Origin of the sequence: Acetobacter indonesiensis, assembly GCF_000963945.1 — a bacterium.
Taxonomy (GTDB): domain Bacteria; phylum Pseudomonadota; class Alphaproteobacteria; order Acetobacterales; family Acetobacteraceae; genus Acetobacter; species Acetobacter indonesiensis.
On the sequence record NZ_BAMW01000016.1, the window covers coordinates 1 to 20,063 of the forward strand.

A 20,063-nucleotide genomic window follows, 5' to 3' on the forward strand; every position below is an offset into this window, starting at 1 on the left:
AAACAGGAAATCAAAGCCACCTTACAATTGGCATCTGTATAAAAAGCGTCATCTGATCGAAAACATGTTCGCAAAGCTGAAAGACTGGCGACGGGTGGCAACACGATACCAACGCTGCGCTCATACCTTCATGTTCGCAATCCACATCGCAGCAAGCTTCATCTTCTATCTTAAAGAATGAGTCCTGAGCTTAAATATACAATATTTCCCGGTATAAATTTTATTTTATCTATAACTATAATTTAAAAATTTTAATATAGTCTTCCACCCTACAAATTGAATACGTCATTTATTATTCTACACTTGCCAGCATAATTTTCAGACGTTTTTCCGCAGAAAGAAAATCTCAAAAAAAAACTTACCCCGATGTGAAGACCCGCACTTTCATTTCGTCTTCCTTTTATGACTCTCTTTTTGAGAACACATCTCAGTTGCATTTAGGAAGCCAGAGCCGATGGATGATATACGACGCCACGCGTCAGCCCCTCTTGTAAGTCTTTACCTTACTCTCCTCATATCCACCATCGCGCCTAGCCTGCTGTCACGGGCGGCTCATGCGGCAGAAAGTAACAGCGAAGCGACACACCATTTTTCAATTCCAGCACAATCACTCCGCACGGCGTTGCAACACTACCTTGAACAATCTGGTGTGCAGGTAGCCTACCCCACCCTTGCCGCAGGGAATGCCCGCTCAACGGCATTATCTGGTACCATGACCGCGCAGGAGGCACTTGCCCGGCTGGTGGCGGGCACTGGCCTCGCGCCCCGTTTCACCGGTGCGCATAGTGCCACCCTTGGCAAGGAGAATTCAGCCATCATGCTGGGGCCTGTGCGTGTAGGGGGGAGAGCGGCGACAATACAGGACGCACAGTCTGCTTACGGGCCGGGTGTAGGGTTTGTGGCAACGCGCAGTGCATCTGCTACCCGCACGGACACACCTTTAATCAGCACTCCCAAGTCTGTTTACGTTGTCACCCGACAGCAGATGGATGACCTCCAGCCCCTGACCATTGGTGCTGCGCTGCGTTATACACCCGGGGTTGTCAGTTTGACTGCAAACGACAGCACACCCTCGGCCAGCCTGTTTCAGCCTGTGCATCAACGAGGGTTTGAGTCCTATACTTTTGTGGATGGCCTTTTGAACGGCACATCCGTCACCGATCCGTTTTTTCTTGACCGGATTGAAGCGCTGAGCGGCCCCTCTTCTGTCATGTATGGGCAGGCCAACCCCGGCGGCCTGATAAACATGACACTCAAGCGCCCAACAGAAAAAGCGCAGGGGCAGGCAAATGTTGGCTTTGGCAATTACGGGCGCTACCAGGGGCAGATCGACCTGAGCGGTCCTTTAAACAAAAGCCGTACTTTGCTGTACCGGCTTATTGGCATGGGTGTGACGCAAGGCTCGCAAACACACTATAACCACTATAAACGCCTTGCGACACAGGGTGATATTGAATGGAAAATAGACAGAAAAACCGATATTACGCTTATTGGGCAATTTGCCTATGACCCACAAAGCTGGAGCCCGTGGATTGGTATTCCCGCCTATGGCAGCCTGATTAAAAGCCCAACAGGGCGCATACCTGTCTCACGGTTTTATGGTGACCCGGCTTTTAATGAAAACTGGAACCGGCAATATATGCTGGAAGCGCTTTTTCACCATGAATTCACAAAAAACCTTCAGTTTAATGTAACAGCGCGGTTTGATGCACAAAGTGATGGAAGTTGCAGCCTGATGTCTGGCGCGGTTAATGTTACAAAAAACATCATGAAACGCTCGGCATTTTGTAATAGCGATTCACACGGGCGCTCCTCACAGTTAACGGCAAATGTGAGTTACAAAGTAAAAACTGGCCCTGTTTCTCACTCCTTTTTGGTGGGTGTTGATTATCGTGGTCAATGGTCGCAGGGAAGCTGGGGTTTTGCTTCTGCCCCCGCTGTCAGCATTACTGACCCGCTTTATAACCAATATACGTTTTCAGATTATATTCAGGCTACGGGCGGTAAATCGACAACGGCAAAATATGCTTACTGGCAAGACGGTATTTACTTTCAGGACCAGATGAACTGGCGGCGTTTTTATGTAACCCTTGCCGGGCGGCAGGACTGGAATGGTTACGGAGAAATGTTTAACAGACCGTTTACATGGAATGCTGGCATCAATTATGTTTCCAAAATTGGGCTTGCTCCCTACTTCAATTATTCAAAATCTTTCATGCCGCAAACCGGGAAGGTTTATAGCGCAGGAAACCTTGTTCAACCCGATCCGCTAAGCGGACACCAGTGGGAGGTTGGACTGAAATATCAGATCCCGCACCTTCAGTCTTTTATGACCGTTGCTTATTATGACCTTTCTGAAAATAATGTGCTGGTCAGTGACCCTTATTTTCCACAATATAGTAGCGAGATAGGGCAGGTAAAATCGCGGGGGGTTGAAGTTTCAGCCCATGCCAATCTTGCACAGGGGCTTGACCTTATTCTGAATTATACATGGAATAAAGTTTACAATGCGCGCACAACTTTAACAGGCAACACCATTTCTGGTGAAAGTGTTTCTCTTTTGGGTAAACGCCTTGTGCAGCAACCTACCAATGCGGCATCAGGCTTCCTTGACTACCACCTACCTAAAAGCCTTGCCCCTGGCCTTTCGGTCAATTTTGGTGTCCGGTATCAAGATAAAAGCTGGGCTGACCAAGCCAACTCTTTACGAAACCCTTCTTTTATACTGTTTGACACAGGTATGAGCTGGAACGCGGGAGACGTGTTTAAAGCTGTAAAAGGGTTGAATTTTCGCCTGAACATGACAAATTTTGCAAATAATGCGTATGTTCAATGTGGTTCAGCCCGGTTCTGCCACTATGGTAACCAGCGCGTTGTTTATGGCACGATTGGTTACCACTGGTGAGCATACCCTACAGTCTGCTCAAGCGGCCTTTTGCGTTATCATAAAGGCCGCAACACCAGAATATGACCGGGGAGATAAAGCATTTTCAGCCCTGCGGTAGCCGCAATGGTTTTGAGTGCATCATCTATCCGGTCCAGACGAAAAGAGCCGCTTATTCGGGTATCTTTTCCTTTTTCTCTCCAAACATACACCGCACCATTCAGGTAGCGTGCCAGAGCCCGCACAGCCTCGGTTACTGTTGCGTTATCCAGCATCAGCTCACCGCGCGCCCAGACTGCAATATCGTCCGGGCTTATGTTTTTCTCAAATACAGCATCTCCATGCCCGCCATAGGTAAAACGCTCCCCTTCGTGCAGGCGCGCTGCAACACGGGGGGGCTGGGAACCATGCACATCAACACACCCCTGAAGAACCGAGACGCTCACTTTCTCCTGCTCGTCCCGCACCTCAAAAACAGTGCCGATGTCCTCTACCTTGCCGTATCTGTCTGCAACCTGAAAAGGCCGAGCAGGGTCATGCCGAACTTTAAAAAGAGCATTGCCGCGCAGTAAACCGATATCCCGGCGGGTGGCTGTGTAATGCACCGTAATAGCGGTATTGCTATCAAGAACAGCCTCGGAGCCATCAGCTAACATGACCGTGCGAACAGACGTGCCGGTCCATTGGTCGGCCTGCCACCATAGTTTGAGGGTGGGTGTGTACAACAAAAAGACTGTCGATGCAGCAAGTGCAGTCAGAGTATAAAGACGTGTTTTAAATTTATGCTTGCGCTGCAGACGGTGCGCGGCAACCTGCAAGGCGTGGTCTTGCAGGGGTGTAACAGCAAGCTTACGCCAGAGTGTGCGCTCATTTTCAAAAATTCTGTTATGTTCAGGGGAGAGATCACGCCATTTTTGAAAATCAGACAGTTCATCCGCTGTCATCTTGCCTGATGCCATGCGAACAATCCAGGACCGTGCAGTTTTTGCTATCTCATTGCGCGCGCTGATCAAGGTTTGTCCGTACTCAGTTGTTTTTTATTGTCATATTATCAAGTTATCACGGCGATAATCAGCAGGATAGTGACACGTCCTGACCCTGACAAAAGAGTATCATTTATCTCTGGCGCAAGACAACCTTTCCAGAGCCTGCTGAATATAACGATTGACAATAGAGACAGATTTACCATGGCGGCTGGCAATTTCAGTTTGCGTCAAGCCCTGGAAACGATTGAGATAGAAAAAGGTTTTCATGGGTTCTGGCATGGTATCTATAATATTTTCAACATTTTCGAGCTGTTTTTTTGCAGCCGTATACTGCTCTGCTGAAGGTTTGTCATCTTCCAGCCAAAGCAGGTCGTGAATACTGTCCTGCACATCATCCTGCCGCCCGATACGACGGGCATGGTCAATGGCAAGGTTAGAGGCCAAACGGTAAAGATAGGCTTTGGGGTTGGTAATTAGGCCTGGCTGCTCAATACGCAGGATTTTCTCAAATAGAGACTGTACAGCGTCTTCTGCTGCTTCTTTATTACGAATAATACGGTACATCAGGCGCAAAAGCACATGCCGTTCATCGACAATAATATCTGTTAGAAGGGCGATTGTGTCCTGCATTTGATGCCGGTATCCAATGAGAGCTAAGGCTTCCTATCATTTTTAAGAATCATTCGCAAATTCTTCTTACGCAGAACATGAACCTGCTGTCAGCAAGTAAATTTTAGTTCTGGCAAACCCCGTTTTATGCCGGATGAGACCCAAGTCATGTGGAATACAACATCGTATTACTGCCATCAGACATATAATTTATCTTCCCCACCAGATAAGCCGCCCCACCAGCAGATAGAGCGCCGGGGTCGTGAACATGGTCTGGGCCTGGCTGACGAGCAGGCCACCAATCAACGCGATGCCCAATGTTTGGCGCAGCTCCACGCCGTATCCGCCCATCAGCACCAGTGGCAGCGCGCCAAGAGCGGCGGCAAAGGTGGTCATGACGATGGGCCGCAGGCGCAGCAGGCACGCCTCGCGGATGGCGCCCCGCGGCGTCATGCCGCGTTCACGTTCGGCATGGATGGCGAAATCCACCAGCAGGATGGCGTTCTTGAGCGAAATGCCGGTCAGCAGCAGCATGGCGATCACCGCCATACCCGAGAACGGCAGGCCGAACAGGTCGAGCGCGACCACGGCCCCGATTCCGGCCGAGGGAATGGTGGAAAGAATGGTCAGTGGATGCCACACGCTCTCGTACAGCATGCCCAGCGTGATCCAGACAGCCAGAACGGCCGCGATAATCAGGATTTCGCTGTCATACGTGCTTTTGTCCAGATCACCTTCGTCACTCTGTAATTCCCCCATGATGCTCGCCGGTAGATGCAGGCTGCGCCATTCCTGATCGATGATCGCCTGCGCCTGTGACAGGCTGACGCCGGAGGCCAGTTCCAACGCCAGGGAGGCGGAACTGGCGTAGCCGATATGGGTAACCGCCACCGGGTCGAGACTAGGGGCAATGCGAGCCACGACCGACAGCGGCACCAGCGTTTCCGCCCCGGTCGCCACTGCTGATCCGGTCGAGGCATTGGCTCCCCCCGCCAGAGAATTGGCGATCTGGTTTTTGAATGCCGTGGCACTCGTTGAGGTTGTGGTGCTGGCCGCAGCCGATGTCACGACCCGGATGGTGTTGGACGCCGAGCTGCCCGAGGCGGAGCCGCCCGAGGGGCTGATCCAGAACTGCTTCAGGATTTCAGGATCACGCTGGAAGCGGTGTTCCACGGTCAGCACCACGTTATACTGCCCGTGTGTGGTGTAGACGACCGAGGCCGTGGTCTGGCCCAGCGCGTCGGACAGGGTGTTGCCGATCACCTGTGGCGTAACACCGACACGGGCAGCGGTATCACGGTCGATTGCCAGCGTGATGCCCTGCCCCGGCGGATCTACATCCGGGTCCACATCCGTGAACTCCCTGTGACGGCGCAGGGCTTTCGCCAGCCTGCGTGTCGCCGGTCCCAGCAGCCGGTCATCCTCGCTGCGCAGGATGTAACTGATCCCGCTGCTGTTCGAGCCGACTCGCATCATGATGTTGCCGGGCGCCTGTGCGTGATATTCGGCGTGAATGTCTTTCCCCATCCGGGCCACCACACGGGCCGCCACTTCCGTTCCCGAAGCGCGCCCGGTGGAGAGATCGCGCAGGGTGGCGAACACCATGCCGTGGCTGGAGCCTTCGCCGGTATCGAGATAGGCGATGACATGGCTGACGGCCGGGTCTTCCAGCAGCACCCTGCTGAACCGCTCCAGCCGCTCTTTTGTCTGCGCCAGTGAACTACCGCTGCCACGCGACCCGCCCGAGACAATGCCGATATCCTGACGCGGGAACACGACCTTTGGCATACGGGTGAACAGGACCACGCCCACCAGCAGGGTCAGCGGCAGCAGCAGCGCGGTCTTGCCGGGATGGCTCAGGCAGACTTCCAGGGTGCGACGATACAGACTGCCTCTGTGTTTTTCATGATCCAGAAAATCTGCGACATCCACTTCTGGATGCACGGCGGTTCTGTTTTCGGCAAAGCGCATGCACAGCGCCGTCAGGCATGGTGTGACCACGCAGGACAGGACCAGCGACACCGTCACGGCGATCCCGACCGTCCCGGCAAACTCCCGGAACAACCGTCCCGTCAGACCGGGGGCAAAGCCAATGGGCAGGAACACCGCCAGCACCGAGACGGTAATGGAGAGCAGTGTGAACGCCACTTCGCTGGCCCCGGCAATGGCGGCGTCATCAATGGACAGCCCGCGCTCGCGCATGCGGATGATGTTCTCGATCACCACGATGGCGTCATCCACTACCAGCCCCGTGACCACCGTCAGCGCCACGAGCGACAGATTGTCGAGCCCAAACCCCGCCAGATGCATCGGTCCGAGACTGGCGATCAGGCAACACGGCACAATGATCGCGGCTGCCATGGATGCGGTCCAGAACCGAAGGACCATCCAGACCACGACCAGCGCCAGAACACAGGAGGCCAGCAGTGTTACCAGCGTGTGGTGCAGGGAGGACCGGATCACAGCCGAGCCATCCCGCGCCACGGCGATATCCGCGCCGGGTGGTATCAGTGTCCGCAATTGTGGGAGGCGCGCTTTCACGGCCTCGACAATGCCGACCAGATTGGCTCCCGGCTGGGCGCGCACCATCAGCGTTAGCGCCGGTTTGCCGTCAAAAAAGGCGGCCGCGTTCACGTCCTGCATGCTGTCAGTGACAGTCGCGACGTCACGCAGCAGGATGGGGCGCCCATTTTTATAGGCAATCACCAGATCCCGATATGCTGCGGCATGATCGGCCTGATCGTTCACGGCCAACTGGTAACGCTGGCCCGCCATGTCGATCACGCCCTTCGGTGTATGCGCATTGGCCGAAGCAAGAGCTGCGCGCAGATTCTCGAACCCCATGCCATATTTGAAGAACAACAGCGGGTTCATCTCCACCCGCACAGCGGGCGCAGAACTGCCCATGAGCATCACATCCCCAACCCCCTGCACCTGTAGCAGCATGGGCCGCAGGGTGGTGTTCACCAGATCATACAGGTGGGACATGGGTTGCATGCCCGGTGTCACTGCAAGGATCAGCACCGGCGTCGCATTCGGATTGGCGCGATGATAGCTGGGATCGGACCCTGGCGTAGTCGGCAGGTCGTGCCGGGCAGCGCGGATCGCCGCTTCCACGTCCCTCGCTGCGCCGTTGAGATCACGGCCCAATTCAAACCCCAGCGAGATGGAGGTCTCCCCCCGCGTGGAGGAGGACATCATCTGCGTGACGCCTGTGATATTGCCCAAATGGCGCTCCAGCGGTGCAGCCACCGTGCGGGCCATGATTTCGGGCGAGCCGCCAGCGTTGGAGGCGGAAACCGAGATCACCGGCAGGTCCACATCGGGCAGGTCGGAAACCGGCAGATGGGACAGCGCCATCAATCCCGACAGCACAGCGGAGAGCAGCAGCAACGTTGTCGCCACCGGGCGATAGACAAACCAGGCGATGAATTTCAAGGAAAATGTCCCGTCCCTGCGGGAGGGCTCACTCTATTAGACGATCGATGCAGGCAGTTTTTCAGCGGACAAAGCGAAAAAAATCTTCGCCTTCTTTCAGCGGGCTTTCAAATCTTGCCCGGCTGACGATGTGACCGTGATGGCCGCAGCCTGCACGGCCAGCCCATGCTCGGCAGCCACCCGACGCAGCAGGGTCGCGACTTCAGGCGCGTTGCAGGCGATCTTCCGTCCGGTATCAGCCTCCACGAAGGTAATCGCGAGAGTTGCTCTGGGCTCCGGAGCCACGCTGTAGCGCCACAGCCGGTCAGGTGTGACGTCACGGCGTAGGATATCGCGTTCTACGAGTAAATTCAGGTTACGCTGGATAGACCCCTGAGAGGGAACGTGTCCCTGCTCCATGATCCTGCACAGCGTTTTCCAGATTTCTAACGCCGTCGCGTGTGGTCCGGCTTCCAGAAGACCGTGGAACAGGATGCGCCGCAGATCGGTCATTTTGATGCCGACTTCCTCGCTGCGTTCTTCCAGCCTACGCACGGCACTGCGGCTGGCGCCCATGCCGGGGCGGATCTGGTTCAGGGCGGGCGGAGAACGGCGATGTTCGGAGAAAGCGAGCATGGTTTTGATCCTGTCACGATCAGAGATAAGAAAACGTCGAAAACCTCAGTTTTCACCGGCATGGATGTAGAATTCGACGGGGACCGTCAGGGTAATGGGATCTCCCGCGACGCTGTCCGGCGGGATGGGTAATGGCTGAGCACGTTTTGGGAGAGCGACTGCCTCCTGGTCCAGCAGAGGATGGCCAGAAGAGCTGGCGAGTGTCACCGAAAGCACATGGCCTTTGCGGTCCATGGAGAAGGTCACCGTCGGCACGCCTTCCTGATGATCGGCCATGGCGTCAGACGGATAGCGCTTGAACTTTTCAAGCTGCGCCAGCAAAGCCCCCTGCCAGGTGACCGGATCATGTGACACCTTGGACGACGACGCACCGGGAGCCGGAGCGGCCTGTGCGGGAGCCGGAGGAGCTTCCGAAGAAGGCGGTGCTGTTGTCGCCTCGGCGGGTGGCGTCTTGTCCGGGATCGGCTTTTTGAGCATCGGCACCGGCTTATGTTTCTTGACCAGCTTCTTTGGCCTTTCGGGCTTGGGAACTGGCACTGGCGGATTGGGCGCAGGTGACGGCGGAGCCGTGATCTTGGGCGGTTCGACCGGAGCCGGATCCGGGATGGACTGGGTCTGTTGCGGTCCCGGAGGGAGATCAGTGGGCGGGGTTGGAGTGGAGAGCGGTTCGGGGGCCATGTCGATGGCAATCGCAGCCGGTGGTGGTTCGGGCACGGCCATGACTGGCGGGGGCAGCCGCATGACCCACCAGACCGCCCCACCACTAACGGCGAGCACGGCGAGGAAAGACAGGCCCCACCTTATCGTGTCCTCACGCCGGGACTGCCGCAACTGTCCGCGCTGCCAGTCGGCAAAGGACATGGAGGAGCTTTCGACAGTCTCACCCTGCCCCTGCACCATGTCCGCGGTGCTGCTCACGGCGTTGTTCCAGATGCTGGCGTAGCAGCGTTGCCGGACGGTACAGGCGTGGAGCCGGCTTCACTCCCTTCTTCCTGCCCCTGCAGATTGACCAGGGCGACCTTGAGATAACCAGCGGACCGCAATTTATCCATCACGCCCATCAGCGTGCCGTAATCGACCGTCTTGTCGGCGCGCAGGAATATGCGCTCGTCCTTCTTGCCTTTTGTCGCCGTTTCCAGCGCACTGGGAAGCGCATCGGTACTGATGTCGTCCTCGCCCAGCGCCAGACCATGATCGGCCTTCACTGTCAGAAACACCGGATCATCCGGGCGCGGCGTCGGCTTTTCGGACGAGGACGGCAGATCGACCGGCACGTTCACCGTGGTCAGCGGGGCGGTAACCATGAAGATCACCAGCAGGACAAGCATCACGTCGATGAACGGCGTGACGTTGATCTCGCTCGCCTCATGCGGGTTCTCATCGGTATGACGGATGCGGATCATGCCGCCTACTCCCCCGCGACCGAACGGGTGTCACGCGATGCGCCAAGCCGCACCACCTGTCCGCTGGCCGTCAGCGCCTGCATGCGCCCCAGATCACGGGAGACAAGACGCATGACCAGTGACGTCAGATCAGCCACCTGTGCGCGGCAGGAAGCCGTCTGGCGGGCGAGATGGTTGTAGATCACCACGGCCGGGATGGCGGCCACCAGACCCAGCGCCGTCGCCAGCAGGGCTTCGGCAATGCCGGGGGCGACAACGGCGAGACTGGTCGCCTTGCTGGCCGCGATCCCGGTGAATGAGGTCATGATCCCCCAGACCGTGCCGAACAGACCGATAAAAGGAGACGTTGCGCCAATGGTGGCCAGCACGCCCGTGCCACGCATGAGCTTGCGGCCCTCGGCGGCTTCAAGACGCTCCAGATGCAGGACGATGCGTTCCTTCAGGCCGTCGCTGTCATCGGGAATGTCCTGGGACCGCGCGCGTTCCGTCTCGGCGGCCATGACCAGTGTGTGAGCGATACCGTTCTGACGGGTGCCTTCCTCGCCGAGATCCAGCGTATTGGCCTGCTCCAGCGTCTGTTCGGCTTTTGTCAGCTTCATCCGCAAGCGCAGCAGCTCGAGCGATTTGGCAATGAAGATCGTCCAGGTCAGCAGCGAAGCCACGGCCAGCAGGATCATCACGCAGCGAACGACCGGGCCAGCGTTAAGGAACATCTCCCACGGAGAAAAGGAAATAGGAGCAAGATCGGTCATGAGAGACCTCCTTTGGAAGACGGTCGGCTCCATGCCCGGATCAGGCAGATGACCGTAACGATGAGGGGAATGGAAAGGGCCGCCCACGACAGGAGCAGCCAGATGCCGTGCTGGCCCAGCAGAGCAGAGAGCAGGCCGAAGGTGGTAAGCAGACCCAATGCGATCGGCCACGGCCAGACAGCAACCGGAGCACGCAACGGAAATGCTGCAAAGGATGATTGGGGCGTTTCGGATCGCAAGGCGTTCATCGCGCGCCCTCCCCTGTCAAGACAGAAACAGGCGTATCCTTAGCATCCTCCAGATCATACCCCAGTGCCCGCAGCCGGGCATCCGTGGCGATCTTCCGTTTGCCAGCCCACAGCACCAGACCGCTGACCAGCACACCAATCACGACACTATCGAGCAGCGCCCAGAGGATTTTCAAAGGCATACCACCGTAATCACCGAAATGCAGAGGGCGAGAGATTTCGAGGAAGCGCAGATACCAAGGCATCGGGTACGCTCCGGTCAGCTCACCCGTGCGGGCATCGACCAGCACCGGAGTGAACAGCCGGGCGCGCAACGGTGTCGCGCCTCGTGTCCACAGCACGTAATGCACCGGGCTGCCGAAGGAGGCACCGGGGAAGGACAGGCCCGTCACCTCGTTACCGGGGGCGGCTTTGCCCGCCGTGTCGAAGGCTGCCTGCACGGAGGATAGATGATCCTGCGAAGGCACAGGCAGGTTGGCGTAAGGTTTCAGGATCTGCCGTACATCGGTCACGCGCCACAGGCCGAACAGCGGCGTCTGGAGTTCATTCACAAACCCCGTAAAGCCCACCACCGTCGCCCAGACTAGTGTGGCGGTCCCCAGCAGGTTGTGCAGGTCCAGCCATGTCAGGCGTGACGCGCGATCCCGGCGAACCGAGCCGAACGGCAACCGCTTCATGAAGCGGCCATACAGCACCGTGCCGGACACGAGGGATGCAACAAAGACGCCACCCATGAGGCCGAGAAACAGGCGACCGGGCAGATACGCGAACAAACTGTTATGCAGGCGATTGCAGACGCCCATAATGATGCCGGTCCAGGTGCGCGGCTCCTTGGGGGAGTCCGCCGGACGGGATTGCTCCAGAACCTTGGCCGTGCGGGCATCGAATTTGATCCAATGACCGGAACTGCGGTCCGGATAATTCTCGTCGTCCTTCAGTGCCTGCCAGCTTGGCGCCATCGAGATCAGAACAGCCGGTTCATCGTCGTCCGGATTAACATTGGTGATGATCTGGCCGGGGTAAAGCGCCCTTGCCTTCTCCACTATGACATCCAGACTGGCATTTGGCGTTCCGGGCGGGAGAACTTCATACGGTGGATCATCGTCGCCGACGAACGTGTTCCAGATTTGCTCGGAAAACAGCAGCGGCAGGCCCGTTACGCATACGATCAGCAGGAACAGCGTACAGACCAAGCTCGTCCATTTATGGACGACAAACCAGTGGCGAAGCGTGCGGTTCGTCATGAAGGCTGCATACTCACAAATGCGTGTAAGAGTGAATCGCAACTATAAAATATACGCAAAACCTCTCCCCTCACCCTTTGTTCGCCGACTTGCTCAACACGACGCACAACTACATGCAAGTTTATGTCACAAGCACTTTATTCCAGATTGAAAACCGAACTCATTCTTCTCATTATCTAAGACGATCGGCGGGAGTATATTTTCATTTTTTTCGATATTTTGTGTCTTACCCAAAATGGACTTGTAACGGTTTTGTGCCTGTATCCGCCCAGACCGCGTTAAACTGTTCCAGATTATCGGGGAGAACAGTAAGGACGTCAGCGTTGCCACCCCCGAAAGAGTGGCTCGTTTCTACGCTGACGCTTGGGCGAAAGAGGTGGATAAATCTCCCAATCCAACACCACTAAAACGCGCTCTAAGTGACGGCTATCGCTAGTCAAAATACAAAGACCAAATTGCCGCAAACGATTTCAGATTTATATCTATGCAATATGTCATTAATGGCATAATCGCGTTCTCGGAAGCAGATGAGCAGGCGCAACGCCATGCTTATTATTGGTTTGAGGAAAAATGATAAAACGCATCGTAGATAAATTATTCATTTTCTATCCCCTTTTTCTTTCTTTATTGGTTGGTTTCCTCTCGGTATTAAGGAGGCAAGATACAAATGGGGATGTATGGAATTACCATCTTTATAATGCTTATGCTTTACTAAGTAACCGACTGGGGTATGATTTAGGGCCTGCCGGTGCGCATAGCTACTTAAACCCATACCTTGATGTAGCTTTCTACTTAGCAACCAGGCATCTAAATCCTTATTTGCTTGCTTATATAATGGGTGCTCTGCAAGGCTTGGTAGCTTATCCAATTATGTATATTTCTAAATACTTCATCGAAAACAAGAAAATACAATTAGCAATAACCGCATTATGCTGCTTCGGAAGCACTTTTTTTGTTGGAGAACTTGGTTCTTCCATGCATGATAATATAACGTCTGTTTTTATCTTGTCATCTTTATGCTTTATTTTATATGGCCTTGGTAAGAATGAATATAAATATATATCAATATCTGGTTTAGTTATTGGGGTTGCATCCGGTCTAAAGCTAACCTCTGCTCTATATATACCTGTTTTCCTCTCTATAATTTTAATATATTATTCAAAAAAAGTGAAAGAATCTTTTTGTTTCTGCTTAACAACCGTTACTGGTTTGCTAATTTCTACAGGGTGGTGGTGCTATAAACTCTATATAGTGTACGGAAGCCCCCTGTTCCCATTTTTTAATAATATTTTCCATTCTCCGTATGCATCTTTAGATAAGGATGCGACCCGCGACATGATGTTTTTCCAAACTGAAGGATTGGAAAAGATCATATACCCGTTTTATTTTGCTGAGCATATAAACCGAGTTGTAACAGCAGTTAACGACAAAAATCTAACTTGCTACTCAAGTATGTTTTGCTTTATTCTTCTTGTAATTTATTTTTCAATTTCCATATCGAAAACAGGATTGATTAAATCCCTAAAAAGGAAAATTAATCTCCTGTATTTATTTTTCTTTTTATCATTCTATGTTTGGCAGTACGTTTTTGGAGTATATAGATATTTTATATCAACAGACTTGATATGCCCTATAATTATATGTTCAGCCATAATTGAAATAATTAATATGCAAAAAATAAAAATAAATAACGCCAATTTTGTTGCTTTTATGTGCTCTGTGCCATTGGTTGCTATTAGTTATATTGGAGGTATACCTGATTGGGGTCGCGGTAGTTACAAAACTCCGTATTTATCAGGAAATATTCCAGTTGAAATTAGAAATGCGGATATTCTTTTTAATGCAAATTTTTTCTCCGCTTGGATTTATCCTGCAATAATTCCGAATGGTCATATTATCCAGATAAATAGAGGGATGTTTGATTTTGGAAGTAAACTATATTGGGATAATTATTATAAATTTATTCCTCATAATAGAGAGCCTAATCAGTATGTTTTATTCGAGGACATAAATAATTCTGATGCGAAGAATTGGGCTATAGATAAATTTAAAGATCACTACTCGTTAAAGATTGATTTTTCTTCGTGCAAGACTTTCTCTCTGCGGTTGTCTAGCTATGAAAGAGGCATAACATATTGCGCACTAAGGAAAATTTAGGCATAGCCGCACACAAAAGGAAGGAGGCATAATGATACGCCTGTCTATTTACGTCGGCGCTTTCGTCGTTGTGTCTGCCGTGGGTTATGCGGCTGTACAGCAGGTTTCTGCGGCACAAAAACATTACAGCGCCCAGTTCTCGACCGTTGTATCTAACGCGCCGTATACCGTAAGCGCACAACATTTAGTCAAAACAAATGATGTTTTCCTTTTACATCATAATGAACTTCTTTCTTTTTCCAAAAAATAGAATCAGTAACTATAAACCAATAACCACCGGTCATTCAGGCTCGTATATTGCGGGTCTGACGTCCCCTGTGTGTCTAGGAACGTCAATTCCCCCGTAAAGCCCAGATATTTACGCTGAACCAGACCTACCCTGTCACGGCAGGGAACATTCAGAAACACAGCACGGGAGTAGCCCTGCGTGTTGATCCCATCCACAAACTCAAGATCCGTGCTGCTGACAGGCTGAATGTTGGCTGAGAGAACGATGTCCTTATATTTCGGGGTGCGCTTGAATGTATCCGGGTCTTGATCCCAGAAATTGTTATCAGCGGCAAGCGCCACAGAGAAAGCCTACGAACAACTGATGTACGGGAAGCTGAAAGACGCATAAAGGCAATTCGAACTAAGATCGAGCGAACAGCCATTGGTATACCTGATGAAGAATCTTGGCCCGCAGCCGTTGTTCGATGGGCTTCAGAGGGGCTTTCTGGGGTGAAGCCCTCTGTGCACACGCGGTATCTTTTCAGCATTCGCAATTTCAATGGAATGTTCTCCGCCTTACTTATTGCGTCTATCGGTACTCGAGATATCGCTGATTGGGTTAGAGACAGAAAGTCAGGCGGCAAGTTATCTCGGAAGGAATGCGGAACGGATATTTCAAACGCATCCATACAGCGGAATCTAACAGCACTATCTCGCCTGATGAGTTTCTGCTGCTCTATCGGTTGACGCACAGATAACCCGGTTCAATCGTTTGACAGAACGATTATCAGAGAGAGAAGCGCGAGCCTAAGCGACCGCCAATACTTCAGGAAATTGAAATTGTGATGCAGGCTGCCCCGGCCGGGGTGGCCGGGATACTAGGCGTTCTCGCAATGACCGGCATGAGGTTGGCAGAAGCTGTAAATCTGGCGCGTTCACAGATCGATTCCAAGAACCAACAAATTCTCCTCCCCAAGACTAAGACCAGTCGCCCCCGCGCTATAGCCTGGGCAACGCCGGGTGGCGATGCGACCTATTTTTTGGAGAGTGGACGCAAACAGGGCTTGCTCTATGTGAGCGAGGCCACAAAAGAAGCGTATGCCAATTTTTCATCTAATGTAGGCCAAGTCCAGAGACGCATACTGAAGGAAAATCCTTTCTTCCCTCGATTTGGCGTACATGACCTTCGTCATGCATTCGCGTTGCGTTGGCTTAAATCTGGGGAAACATTTATCGACTCTCGCGGAATCTTGGTCAAAGCAGCGTAAAAGTTACAGAGCAAAACTATCTGGGTTACCTCACCGTCGAGGAGCAAGAGCGAGTTCAGTTAGGGTCTGAACAAGGGGCTTTCGAATAAGCCCCCCACAATAATCCCCACATGCGCAAATTAATTTGTGGGGTGATGACCCACAAAACCGTTATGGTGGAATATAAATAACTTACAGAAATCAGGGAGTTATTTGGCGGAGGGGAAGGGATTCGAACCCTCGATACAGTTTAACCCGTATAACGGTTTAGCAAACCGTCGCCTTCAGCCACTCGGCCACCCCTCCGCAAGAAGAGTGTAAAGATACACGACGTTTGCACTGGTGCTTTTAGGGGGTTCTGAGCATTCCGTCAAACCCCCTAAAAGCTTATTTTTAGGGATTTTTACATCCCGGTAAAAATCAGGCGTCCAGTTTGGCTTTCAGGGCGTCATTCACCAGGGCCGGGTTGGCTTTGCCCTTGGTTTCCTTCATGACCTGACCCACAAAAAACCCGAACAATTTGTCCTTACCAGAACGGTATTCAGCCACTTTGTCAGCATGTTTGGCCATGATGGCGTCAACCGCTGCGTCAATTACGCCGGTATCCGTCACCTGCTTCAGGCCTTTTTTCTCAACAATGGCATCAGGGCTTTCACCCGTTTCAACCATGTCTTCAAACACATCTTTGGCAATTTTGCCGTTGATGGTGCCGTCAGCAATCAGGTCAAGCATCTTGCCCAGCGCGTCTGCGCTGACAGGGCTGTTTTCAATGGTGCGGCCGGTTCGGTTCAGGGCAGAGAACAGTTCGCCCGTTACCCAAGTGACGGCCAGCTTGCCATCACGGCCCTTGGCCACGGTTTCAAAGAAGTCAGCCACGGACTGTTCCGCTACCAGCACACCGGCATCATAGAACGGCACACCGTATTGCTGCTGGAAGCGGGCCCGTTTAGCATCGGGCAGTTCTGGCAAAGCGGCTTTCAGGCCATCAACCCATTCCTGCTCAATAACCAGAGGCAGCAGGTCAGGGTCCGGGAAATAGCGGTAGTCGTGCGCATCTTCTTTGGAGCGCATGGTGCGGGTTTCACCCCGGCCTGGGTCAAACAGACGGGTTTCCTGATCAACCTCACCGCCATTTTCCCAGATTTCAACCTGCCGCGCGGCTTCAATTTCAATCGCCTGCATGACAAAGCGGATGGAATTGACGTTCTTGATTTCGCACCGCGTGCGGAAAGGCTCGCCCGCTTTGCGCACGGATACGTTGACGTCCGCCCGCATGGAGCCTTCATCCATATTGCCGTCACACGTGCCCAGATACCGCAGAATCTGGCGCAGTTTGCGCAGATAGGCTCCGGCTTCTTCCGGTGCGCGGATATCGGGCTCACTGACGATTTCCATCAGCGCAACACCAGACCGGTTGAGGTCAACAAATGACCGCGTTGGGTCCTGATCGTGCAGCAGTTTGCCCGCATCCTGTTCCATATGCAGGCGCGTGATGCCGATTTGACGAGTCTCGCCGCCCGCCAGTTCGATTTCGATTGAACCTTCCCCGACAATCGGGTGTTCAAACTGGCTGATCTGATAACCTTGCGGCAGGTCAGCATAGAAATAGTTCTTACGGTCAAACCGGCTCTGCAAATTGATGCGGGCGTTCAGCCCCAGACCAGTGCGCACGGCCTGCGCAACACATTCGCGGTTAATAACGGGCAGCATACCAGGAAATGCCGCATCAACCAGACTGACCTGCGAATTGGGCTCTCCACCGAATTTGGTCGATGCGCCAGAGAACAGTTTGGAATGGCTAATGATCTGGGCATGCACTTCCAGCCCGACCACAATTTCCCAAGACCCTGTTTTACCTTCGATTATGTAGCTCATGCACCTGCCTCCGCATGCAGGGTGGGCGTGTGGGCGAAGCCCGCAGCAGCCTCTAGCGCGCCGCCCACAGACAGCACGGTTTCTTCATCAAAATGGCGACCAATAATCTGGAGACCCAAAGGCAGCCCCTTGGCATCCAGCCCCACAGGCACAGACAAGGCTGGCACCCCGGCCATACTGGCGGGCACGGTGAAGATATCGTTCAGATACATCTGCACCGGGTCATCCGCGTTTTCACCCTGCGCAAAAGCAGCACTGGGGGCCGTTGGGGTCAACAGCACATCAACCTGTTCAAACGCCTGCACAAAATCGCGCTTGATCAGTGTACGCACCTTCTGCGCCTTCAGGTAATACGCATCATAATACCCGGCAGACAGCACATAGGTGCCCATCAGGATTCGGTTGCGCACTTCCTCACCAAAGCCCTCGGCGCGGGTCAGTTCATAAACGCCATCAAGCGTTGGGGCATCCTTCCGCACACCAAACCGGATACCGTCATAACGCGCGAGGTTGGAGGAACATTCAGCCGGCGCAATGATGTAATAAGTTGCCAGACCATATTTGGTATGCGGCAGAGACACATCCACAATTTCGCACCCGGCGTCACGCAGCCACGCAATCCCCTGCTCCCACATGGCGGAAATTTCAGGCGACAGACCGGGCGCACGATATTCTGCCGGAATACCAACCCGCAGACCCTTCACGCTTTTGCCAACGGCCTGCGCGAATGCCGGAACCGGCCGGTTGGAGCAGGTGCTGTCTTTTTCATCAAACCCGGCCATGGCTTCCAGCATCAGGCCAGCATCGGCCACGGTGCGTGTCATAGGGCCAGCCTGATCAAGCGAGCTTGCGTAGGCAATCGTGCCCCAGCGGCTGCACCGGCCATAGGTAGGCTTCAGGCCAACAATACCGCAGAATGCGGCTGGCTGACGGATTGAGCCTCCGGTATCCGTGCCGGTTGCGGCCAGTGCCAGCCCAGCAGCCACCGCAGCGGCAGACCCGCCGGAAGACCCACCCGGCACCAGAGCCGTTGCTTCATCTCCCTTGCGCTGCCACGGATTGAGCACCGAGCCAAATGCGGACGTGATGTTGGCCGAACCCATTGCGAATTCGTCCAGATTGGTTTTGCCTACAAAAACAGACCCCGCATCCAGCAGGCGGGCCGTCACCGTGCTTTCATAAAGGGGAATGAAATTGGCCAGAATTTTACTGGCGGCAGTGGTTTTAACGCCTTTGGTGCAGAACAGGTCTTTTACACCAACGGGCAGCCCTTCCATGGCGCGGGCCGTGCCGTTGGCATAACGGGCATCTGCCGCGTCTGCTGCGGCCAGCACGTCTTTTTCAGGCAGAACGGTAATATAGGCGTTCAGCTTCGGGTTCAGGCGATCAATGGCGTCAAGGTGCGCTTTAGCCAGATCACGGGCCGAAAACTTGCGCGCGGCTAGGCCTGCGCGTGCTTCAGTAAGGGTCAGTCTGGTCAGCATCTTATTCAACCACCTTGGGCACAGTGTAGAAAGGGCCAGATGTTTCTGGCGCACAGGACAGAACGGCCTGCTGGCAGTTACCGTCTGTCACCACATCTTCGCGTTGGCGCAGGGCTTCCATTTCCGTGCCGACCATGGGGGGCACGCCCTCAACATCCACCTCGGACAGCTGATCAACCCAGCCCAGGATGCCATCCAGCTTCTGGCGGACGGTTTCAAGTTCGGCATCCGCAAGGCCGATGCGGGCCAGTTTCGCAATACGTCGGGTGGTCGCGAGGTCAAGCGACATGAAAGCAGACTCTCTTCACGCTATTAAGGGGAAAAAAGCCCTAGCATAATCGGGCGCAAGGCAACATACCGTGCAGACATGGCACTTCTTAATCTGACTGACCTGACCGCTACCCTGACCCGCGATGACCGCCTTCTGGGCGTTGACCCCGGCCGCAAACAGGTTGGGCTGGCGCTTTCCGATGTCTCCCGTCTGGTGGCCACACCGCTGGAGACCGTGAAGCGCGGCAAACTGGGGCAAATGGCAACGCATATCCGCGCCTTGGCTACGCGTCATGGGATTGGGGGCATGGTTGTCGGGATTCCCCTTTCGCTTGACGGCTCTTTTGGCCCGGCAGCACAAGCCGCCAAAGACTGGGCCATGGCGCTTTCTGACCTGACAGACCTACCGGTTTGCCTGTGGGATGAACGGCTCTCCTCCTCCGCCGTGAACCGGATGCTGATTCAGGAGGCTGATCTATCGCGCAAAAAGCGCGAAGGCGTTGTGGACCAACTGGCCGCCGCCTACATTCTGCAAGCAGCGCTGGACAGCCTTCCCAGAGCGTAAACCCTGCACGTAAAAACTTAAACAAACTGTTTGGGATGCCTTTGGAATCAAGGCCTTCAGGGCGTGTCCTCATATT

At 54.0% G+C, this 20,063-nt stretch carries 18 protein-coding genes, 1 tRNA gene and 1 pseudogene; 6 read left to right on the forward strand and 14 right to left on the reverse strand.

Annotation, left to right across the window (positions count from 1 at the left end):
- A pseudogene (locus tag Abin_RS06345) lies at window positions 1-181 on the forward strand (IS5/IS1182 family transposase); the annotation flags it as partial.
- Between the two features lie 273 nt (window positions 182-454).
- Window positions 455-2,905: a TonB-dependent siderophore receptor gene (locus Abin_RS06350; protein ID WP_084593497.1), complete on the forward strand. Its 2,451-nt coding sequence runs from the start codon at window positions 455-457 to the stop codon at window positions 2,903-2,905.
- 38 nt (window positions 2,906-2,943) lie between these two features.
- Here the strand turns inward: Abin_RS06350 and Abin_RS06355 are convergent, their stop codons facing one another.
- From Abin_RS06355 to Abin_RS06395, 9 genes are all read right to left on the reverse strand, one after another.
- Window positions 2,944-3,897 carry a FecR family protein gene (locus Abin_RS06355; RefSeq protein WP_048845530.1) on the reverse strand — a complete coding sequence of 318 codons (954 nt, stop codon included), beginning with the start codon at window positions 3,895-3,897 and terminating at the stop codon, window positions 2,944-2,946.
- Between the two features lie 99 nt (window positions 3,898-3,996).
- The gene (locus Abin_RS06360) at window positions 3,997-4,449 is read right to left on the reverse strand and encodes an RNA polymerase sigma factor (RefSeq protein ID WP_158319891.1); all 453 of its coding nucleotides are present in this window, start codon (window positions 4,447-4,449) and stop codon (window positions 3,997-3,999) included.
- A 240-nt stretch (window positions 4,450-4,689) separates the two neighbouring features.
- Window positions 4,690-7,917, reverse strand: coding sequence for an efflux RND transporter permease subunit (locus Abin_RS06365; protein WP_048845532.1), 3,228 nt, complete (start codon window positions 7,915-7,917; stop codon window positions 4,690-4,692).
- Between the two features lie 96 nt (window positions 7,918-8,013).
- Window positions 8,014-8,532 carry a transcriptional repressor gene (locus Abin_RS06370; protein ID WP_048845533.1) on the reverse strand — a complete coding sequence of 173 codons (519 nt, stop codon included), beginning with the start codon at window positions 8,530-8,532 and terminating at the stop codon, window positions 8,014-8,016.
- 45 nt (window positions 8,533-8,577) lie between these two features.
- Entirely contained in the window at window positions 8,578-9,450 is an 873-nt protein-coding gene (locus Abin_RS06375; RefSeq protein WP_371862241.1) for an energy transducer TonB family protein, read from the reverse strand.
- Window positions 9,447-9,935, reverse strand: coding sequence for a TonB system transport protein ExbD (gene exbD, locus Abin_RS06380; RefSeq protein WP_048845535.1), 489 nt, complete (start codon window positions 9,933-9,935; stop codon window positions 9,447-9,449). Before exbD ends, Abin_RS06375 begins: the two co-directional genes overlap by 4 nt.
- A 5-nt stretch (window positions 9,936-9,940) precedes the next feature.
- Window positions 9,941-10,687 carry a tonB-system energizer ExbB gene (exbB, locus tag Abin_RS06385; RefSeq protein WP_048845536.1) on the reverse strand — a complete coding sequence of 249 codons (747 nt, stop codon included), beginning with the start codon at window positions 10,685-10,687 and terminating at the stop codon, window positions 9,941-9,943.
- Window positions 10,684-10,935 (reverse strand): hypothetical protein, encoded by a 252-nt coding sequence (locus Abin_RS06390; RefSeq protein WP_048845537.1) that lies wholly within the window; start codon window positions 10,933-10,935, stop codon window positions 10,684-10,686. The genes exbB and Abin_RS06390 overlap by 4 nt, the downstream gene beginning before the upstream one ends.
- The gene (locus tag Abin_RS06395) at window positions 10,932-12,179 is read right to left on the reverse strand and encodes a PepSY-associated TM helix domain-containing protein (protein WP_048845538.1); all 1,248 of its coding nucleotides are present in this window, start codon (window positions 12,177-12,179) and stop codon (window positions 10,932-10,934) included. The genes Abin_RS06390 and Abin_RS06395 overlap by 4 nt, the downstream gene beginning before the upstream one ends.
- Window positions 12,180-12,749: 570 nt before the next feature.
- On the opposite strand from Abin_RS06395, the gene Abin_RS06400 reads away from it, so the two are divergent.
- Window positions 12,750-14,336 (forward strand): hypothetical protein, encoded by a 1,587-nt coding sequence (locus Abin_RS06400; protein WP_048845539.1) that lies wholly within the window; start codon window positions 12,750-12,752, stop codon window positions 14,334-14,336.
- A gap of 31 nt (window positions 14,337-14,367) precedes the next feature.
- Entirely contained in the window at window positions 14,368-14,586 is a 219-nt protein-coding gene (locus tag Abin_RS06405; RefSeq protein ID WP_048845540.1) for a restriction endonuclease, read from the forward strand.
- Between the two features lie 2 nt (window positions 14,587-14,588).
- On the opposite strand, the gene Abin_RS06410 is transcribed toward Abin_RS06405, so the two are convergent.
- Window positions 14,589-14,906: a phage baseplate plug family protein gene (locus tag Abin_RS06410; protein WP_052948175.1), complete on the reverse strand. Its 318-nt coding sequence runs from the start codon at window positions 14,904-14,906 to the stop codon at window positions 14,589-14,591.
- A 485-nt stretch (window positions 14,907-15,391) separates the two neighbouring features.
- Here Abin_RS06410 and Abin_RS06415 point away from each other — a divergent pair, with 485 nt between their 5' ends.
- Window positions 15,392-15,814 (forward strand): tyrosine-type recombinase/integrase, encoded by a 423-nt coding sequence (locus Abin_RS06415; RefSeq protein ID WP_255319412.1) that lies wholly within the window; start codon window positions 15,392-15,394, stop codon window positions 15,812-15,814.
- Window positions 15,815-16,007: 193 nt separating this feature from the next.
- Here the strand turns inward: Abin_RS06415 and Abin_RS06420 are convergent.
- The 4 genes from Abin_RS06420 to gatC form a co-directional block, all read right to left on the reverse strand.
- Window positions 16,008-16,099 (reverse strand) — tRNA-Ser (locus tag Abin_RS06420).
- Window positions 16,100-16,213: 114 nt separating this feature from the next.
- The gene (gene gatB, locus Abin_RS06425) at window positions 16,214-17,668 is read right to left on the reverse strand and encodes an Asp-tRNA(Asn)/Glu-tRNA(Gln) amidotransferase subunit GatB (protein ID WP_048845541.1); all 1,455 of its coding nucleotides are present in this window, start codon (window positions 17,666-17,668) and stop codon (window positions 16,214-16,216) included.
- Window positions 17,665-19,152: an Asp-tRNA(Asn)/Glu-tRNA(Gln) amidotransferase subunit GatA gene (gene gatA, locus Abin_RS06430; RefSeq protein ID WP_048845542.1), complete on the reverse strand. Its 1,488-nt coding sequence runs from the start codon at window positions 19,150-19,152 to the stop codon at window positions 17,665-17,667. The genes gatB and gatA overlap by 4 nt, the downstream gene beginning before the upstream one ends.
- A 1-nt stretch (window position 19,153) precedes the next feature.
- Entirely contained in the window at window positions 19,154-19,441 is a 288-nt protein-coding gene (gatC, locus tag Abin_RS06435) for an Asp-tRNA(Asn)/Glu-tRNA(Gln) amidotransferase subunit GatC (protein WP_048845543.1), read from the reverse strand.
- Window positions 19,442-19,519: 78 nt separating this feature from the next.
- Between gatC and ruvX the strand changes: the two genes are divergently transcribed.
- Window positions 19,520-19,987: a Holliday junction resolvase RuvX gene (gene ruvX / locus Abin_RS06440; RefSeq protein WP_048845544.1), complete on the forward strand. Its 468-nt coding sequence runs from the start codon at window positions 19,520-19,522 to the stop codon at window positions 19,985-19,987.
- The last annotated feature ends 76 nt before the right edge of the window (window positions 19,988-20,063 follow it).

Bases quoted from the DNA above. Each gene is read 5' to 3' on its own strand.
- Abin_RS06350 (WP_084593497.1), top strand. From the start codon at position 455: ATGGATGATATACGACGCCACGCGTCAGCCCCTCTTGTAAGTCTTTAC.
- Abin_RS06370 (WP_048845533.1), bottom strand. From the start codon at position 8,532: ATGCTCGCTTTCTCCGAACATCGCCGTTCTCCGCCCGCCCTGAACCAG.
- exbD (WP_048845535.1), bottom strand. From the start codon at position 9,935: ATGATCCGCATCCGTCATACCGATGAGAACCCGCATGAGGCGAGCGAG.
- exbB (WP_048845536.1), bottom strand. From the start codon at position 10,687: ATGACCGATCTTGCTCCTATTTCCTTTTCTCCGTGGGAGATGTTCCTT.
- Abin_RS06390 (WP_048845537.1), bottom strand. From the start codon at position 10,935: ATGAACGCCTTGCGATCCGAAACGCCCCAATCATCCTTTGCAGCATTT.
- Abin_RS06395 (WP_048845538.1), bottom strand. From the start codon at position 12,179: ATGACGAACCGCACGCTTCGCCACTGGTTTGTCGTCCATAAATGGACG.
- Abin_RS06400 (WP_048845539.1), top strand. From the start codon at position 12,750: ATGATAAAACGCATCGTAGATAAATTATTCATTTTCTATCCCCTTTTT.
- Abin_RS06405 (WP_048845540.1), top strand. From the start codon at position 14,368: ATGATACGCCTGTCTATTTACGTCGGCGCTTTCGTCGTTGTGTCTGCC.
- Abin_RS06415 (WP_255319412.1), top strand. From the start codon at position 15,392: ATGCAGGCTGCCCCGGCCGGGGTGGCCGGGATACTAGGCGTTCTCGCA.
- gatB (WP_048845541.1), bottom strand. From the start codon at position 17,668: ATGAGCTACATAATCGAAGGTAAAACAGGGTCTTGGGAAATTGTGGTC.
- gatA (WP_048845542.1), bottom strand. From the start codon at position 19,152: ATGCTGACCAGACTGACCCTTACTGAAGCACGCGCAGGCCTAGCCGCG.
- gatC (WP_048845543.1), bottom strand. From the start codon at position 19,441: ATGTCGCTTGACCTCGCGACCACCCGACGTATTGCGAAACTGGCCCGC.
- ruvX (WP_048845544.1), top strand. From the start codon at position 19,520: ATGGCACTTCTTAATCTGACTGACCTGACCGCTACCCTGACCCGCGAT.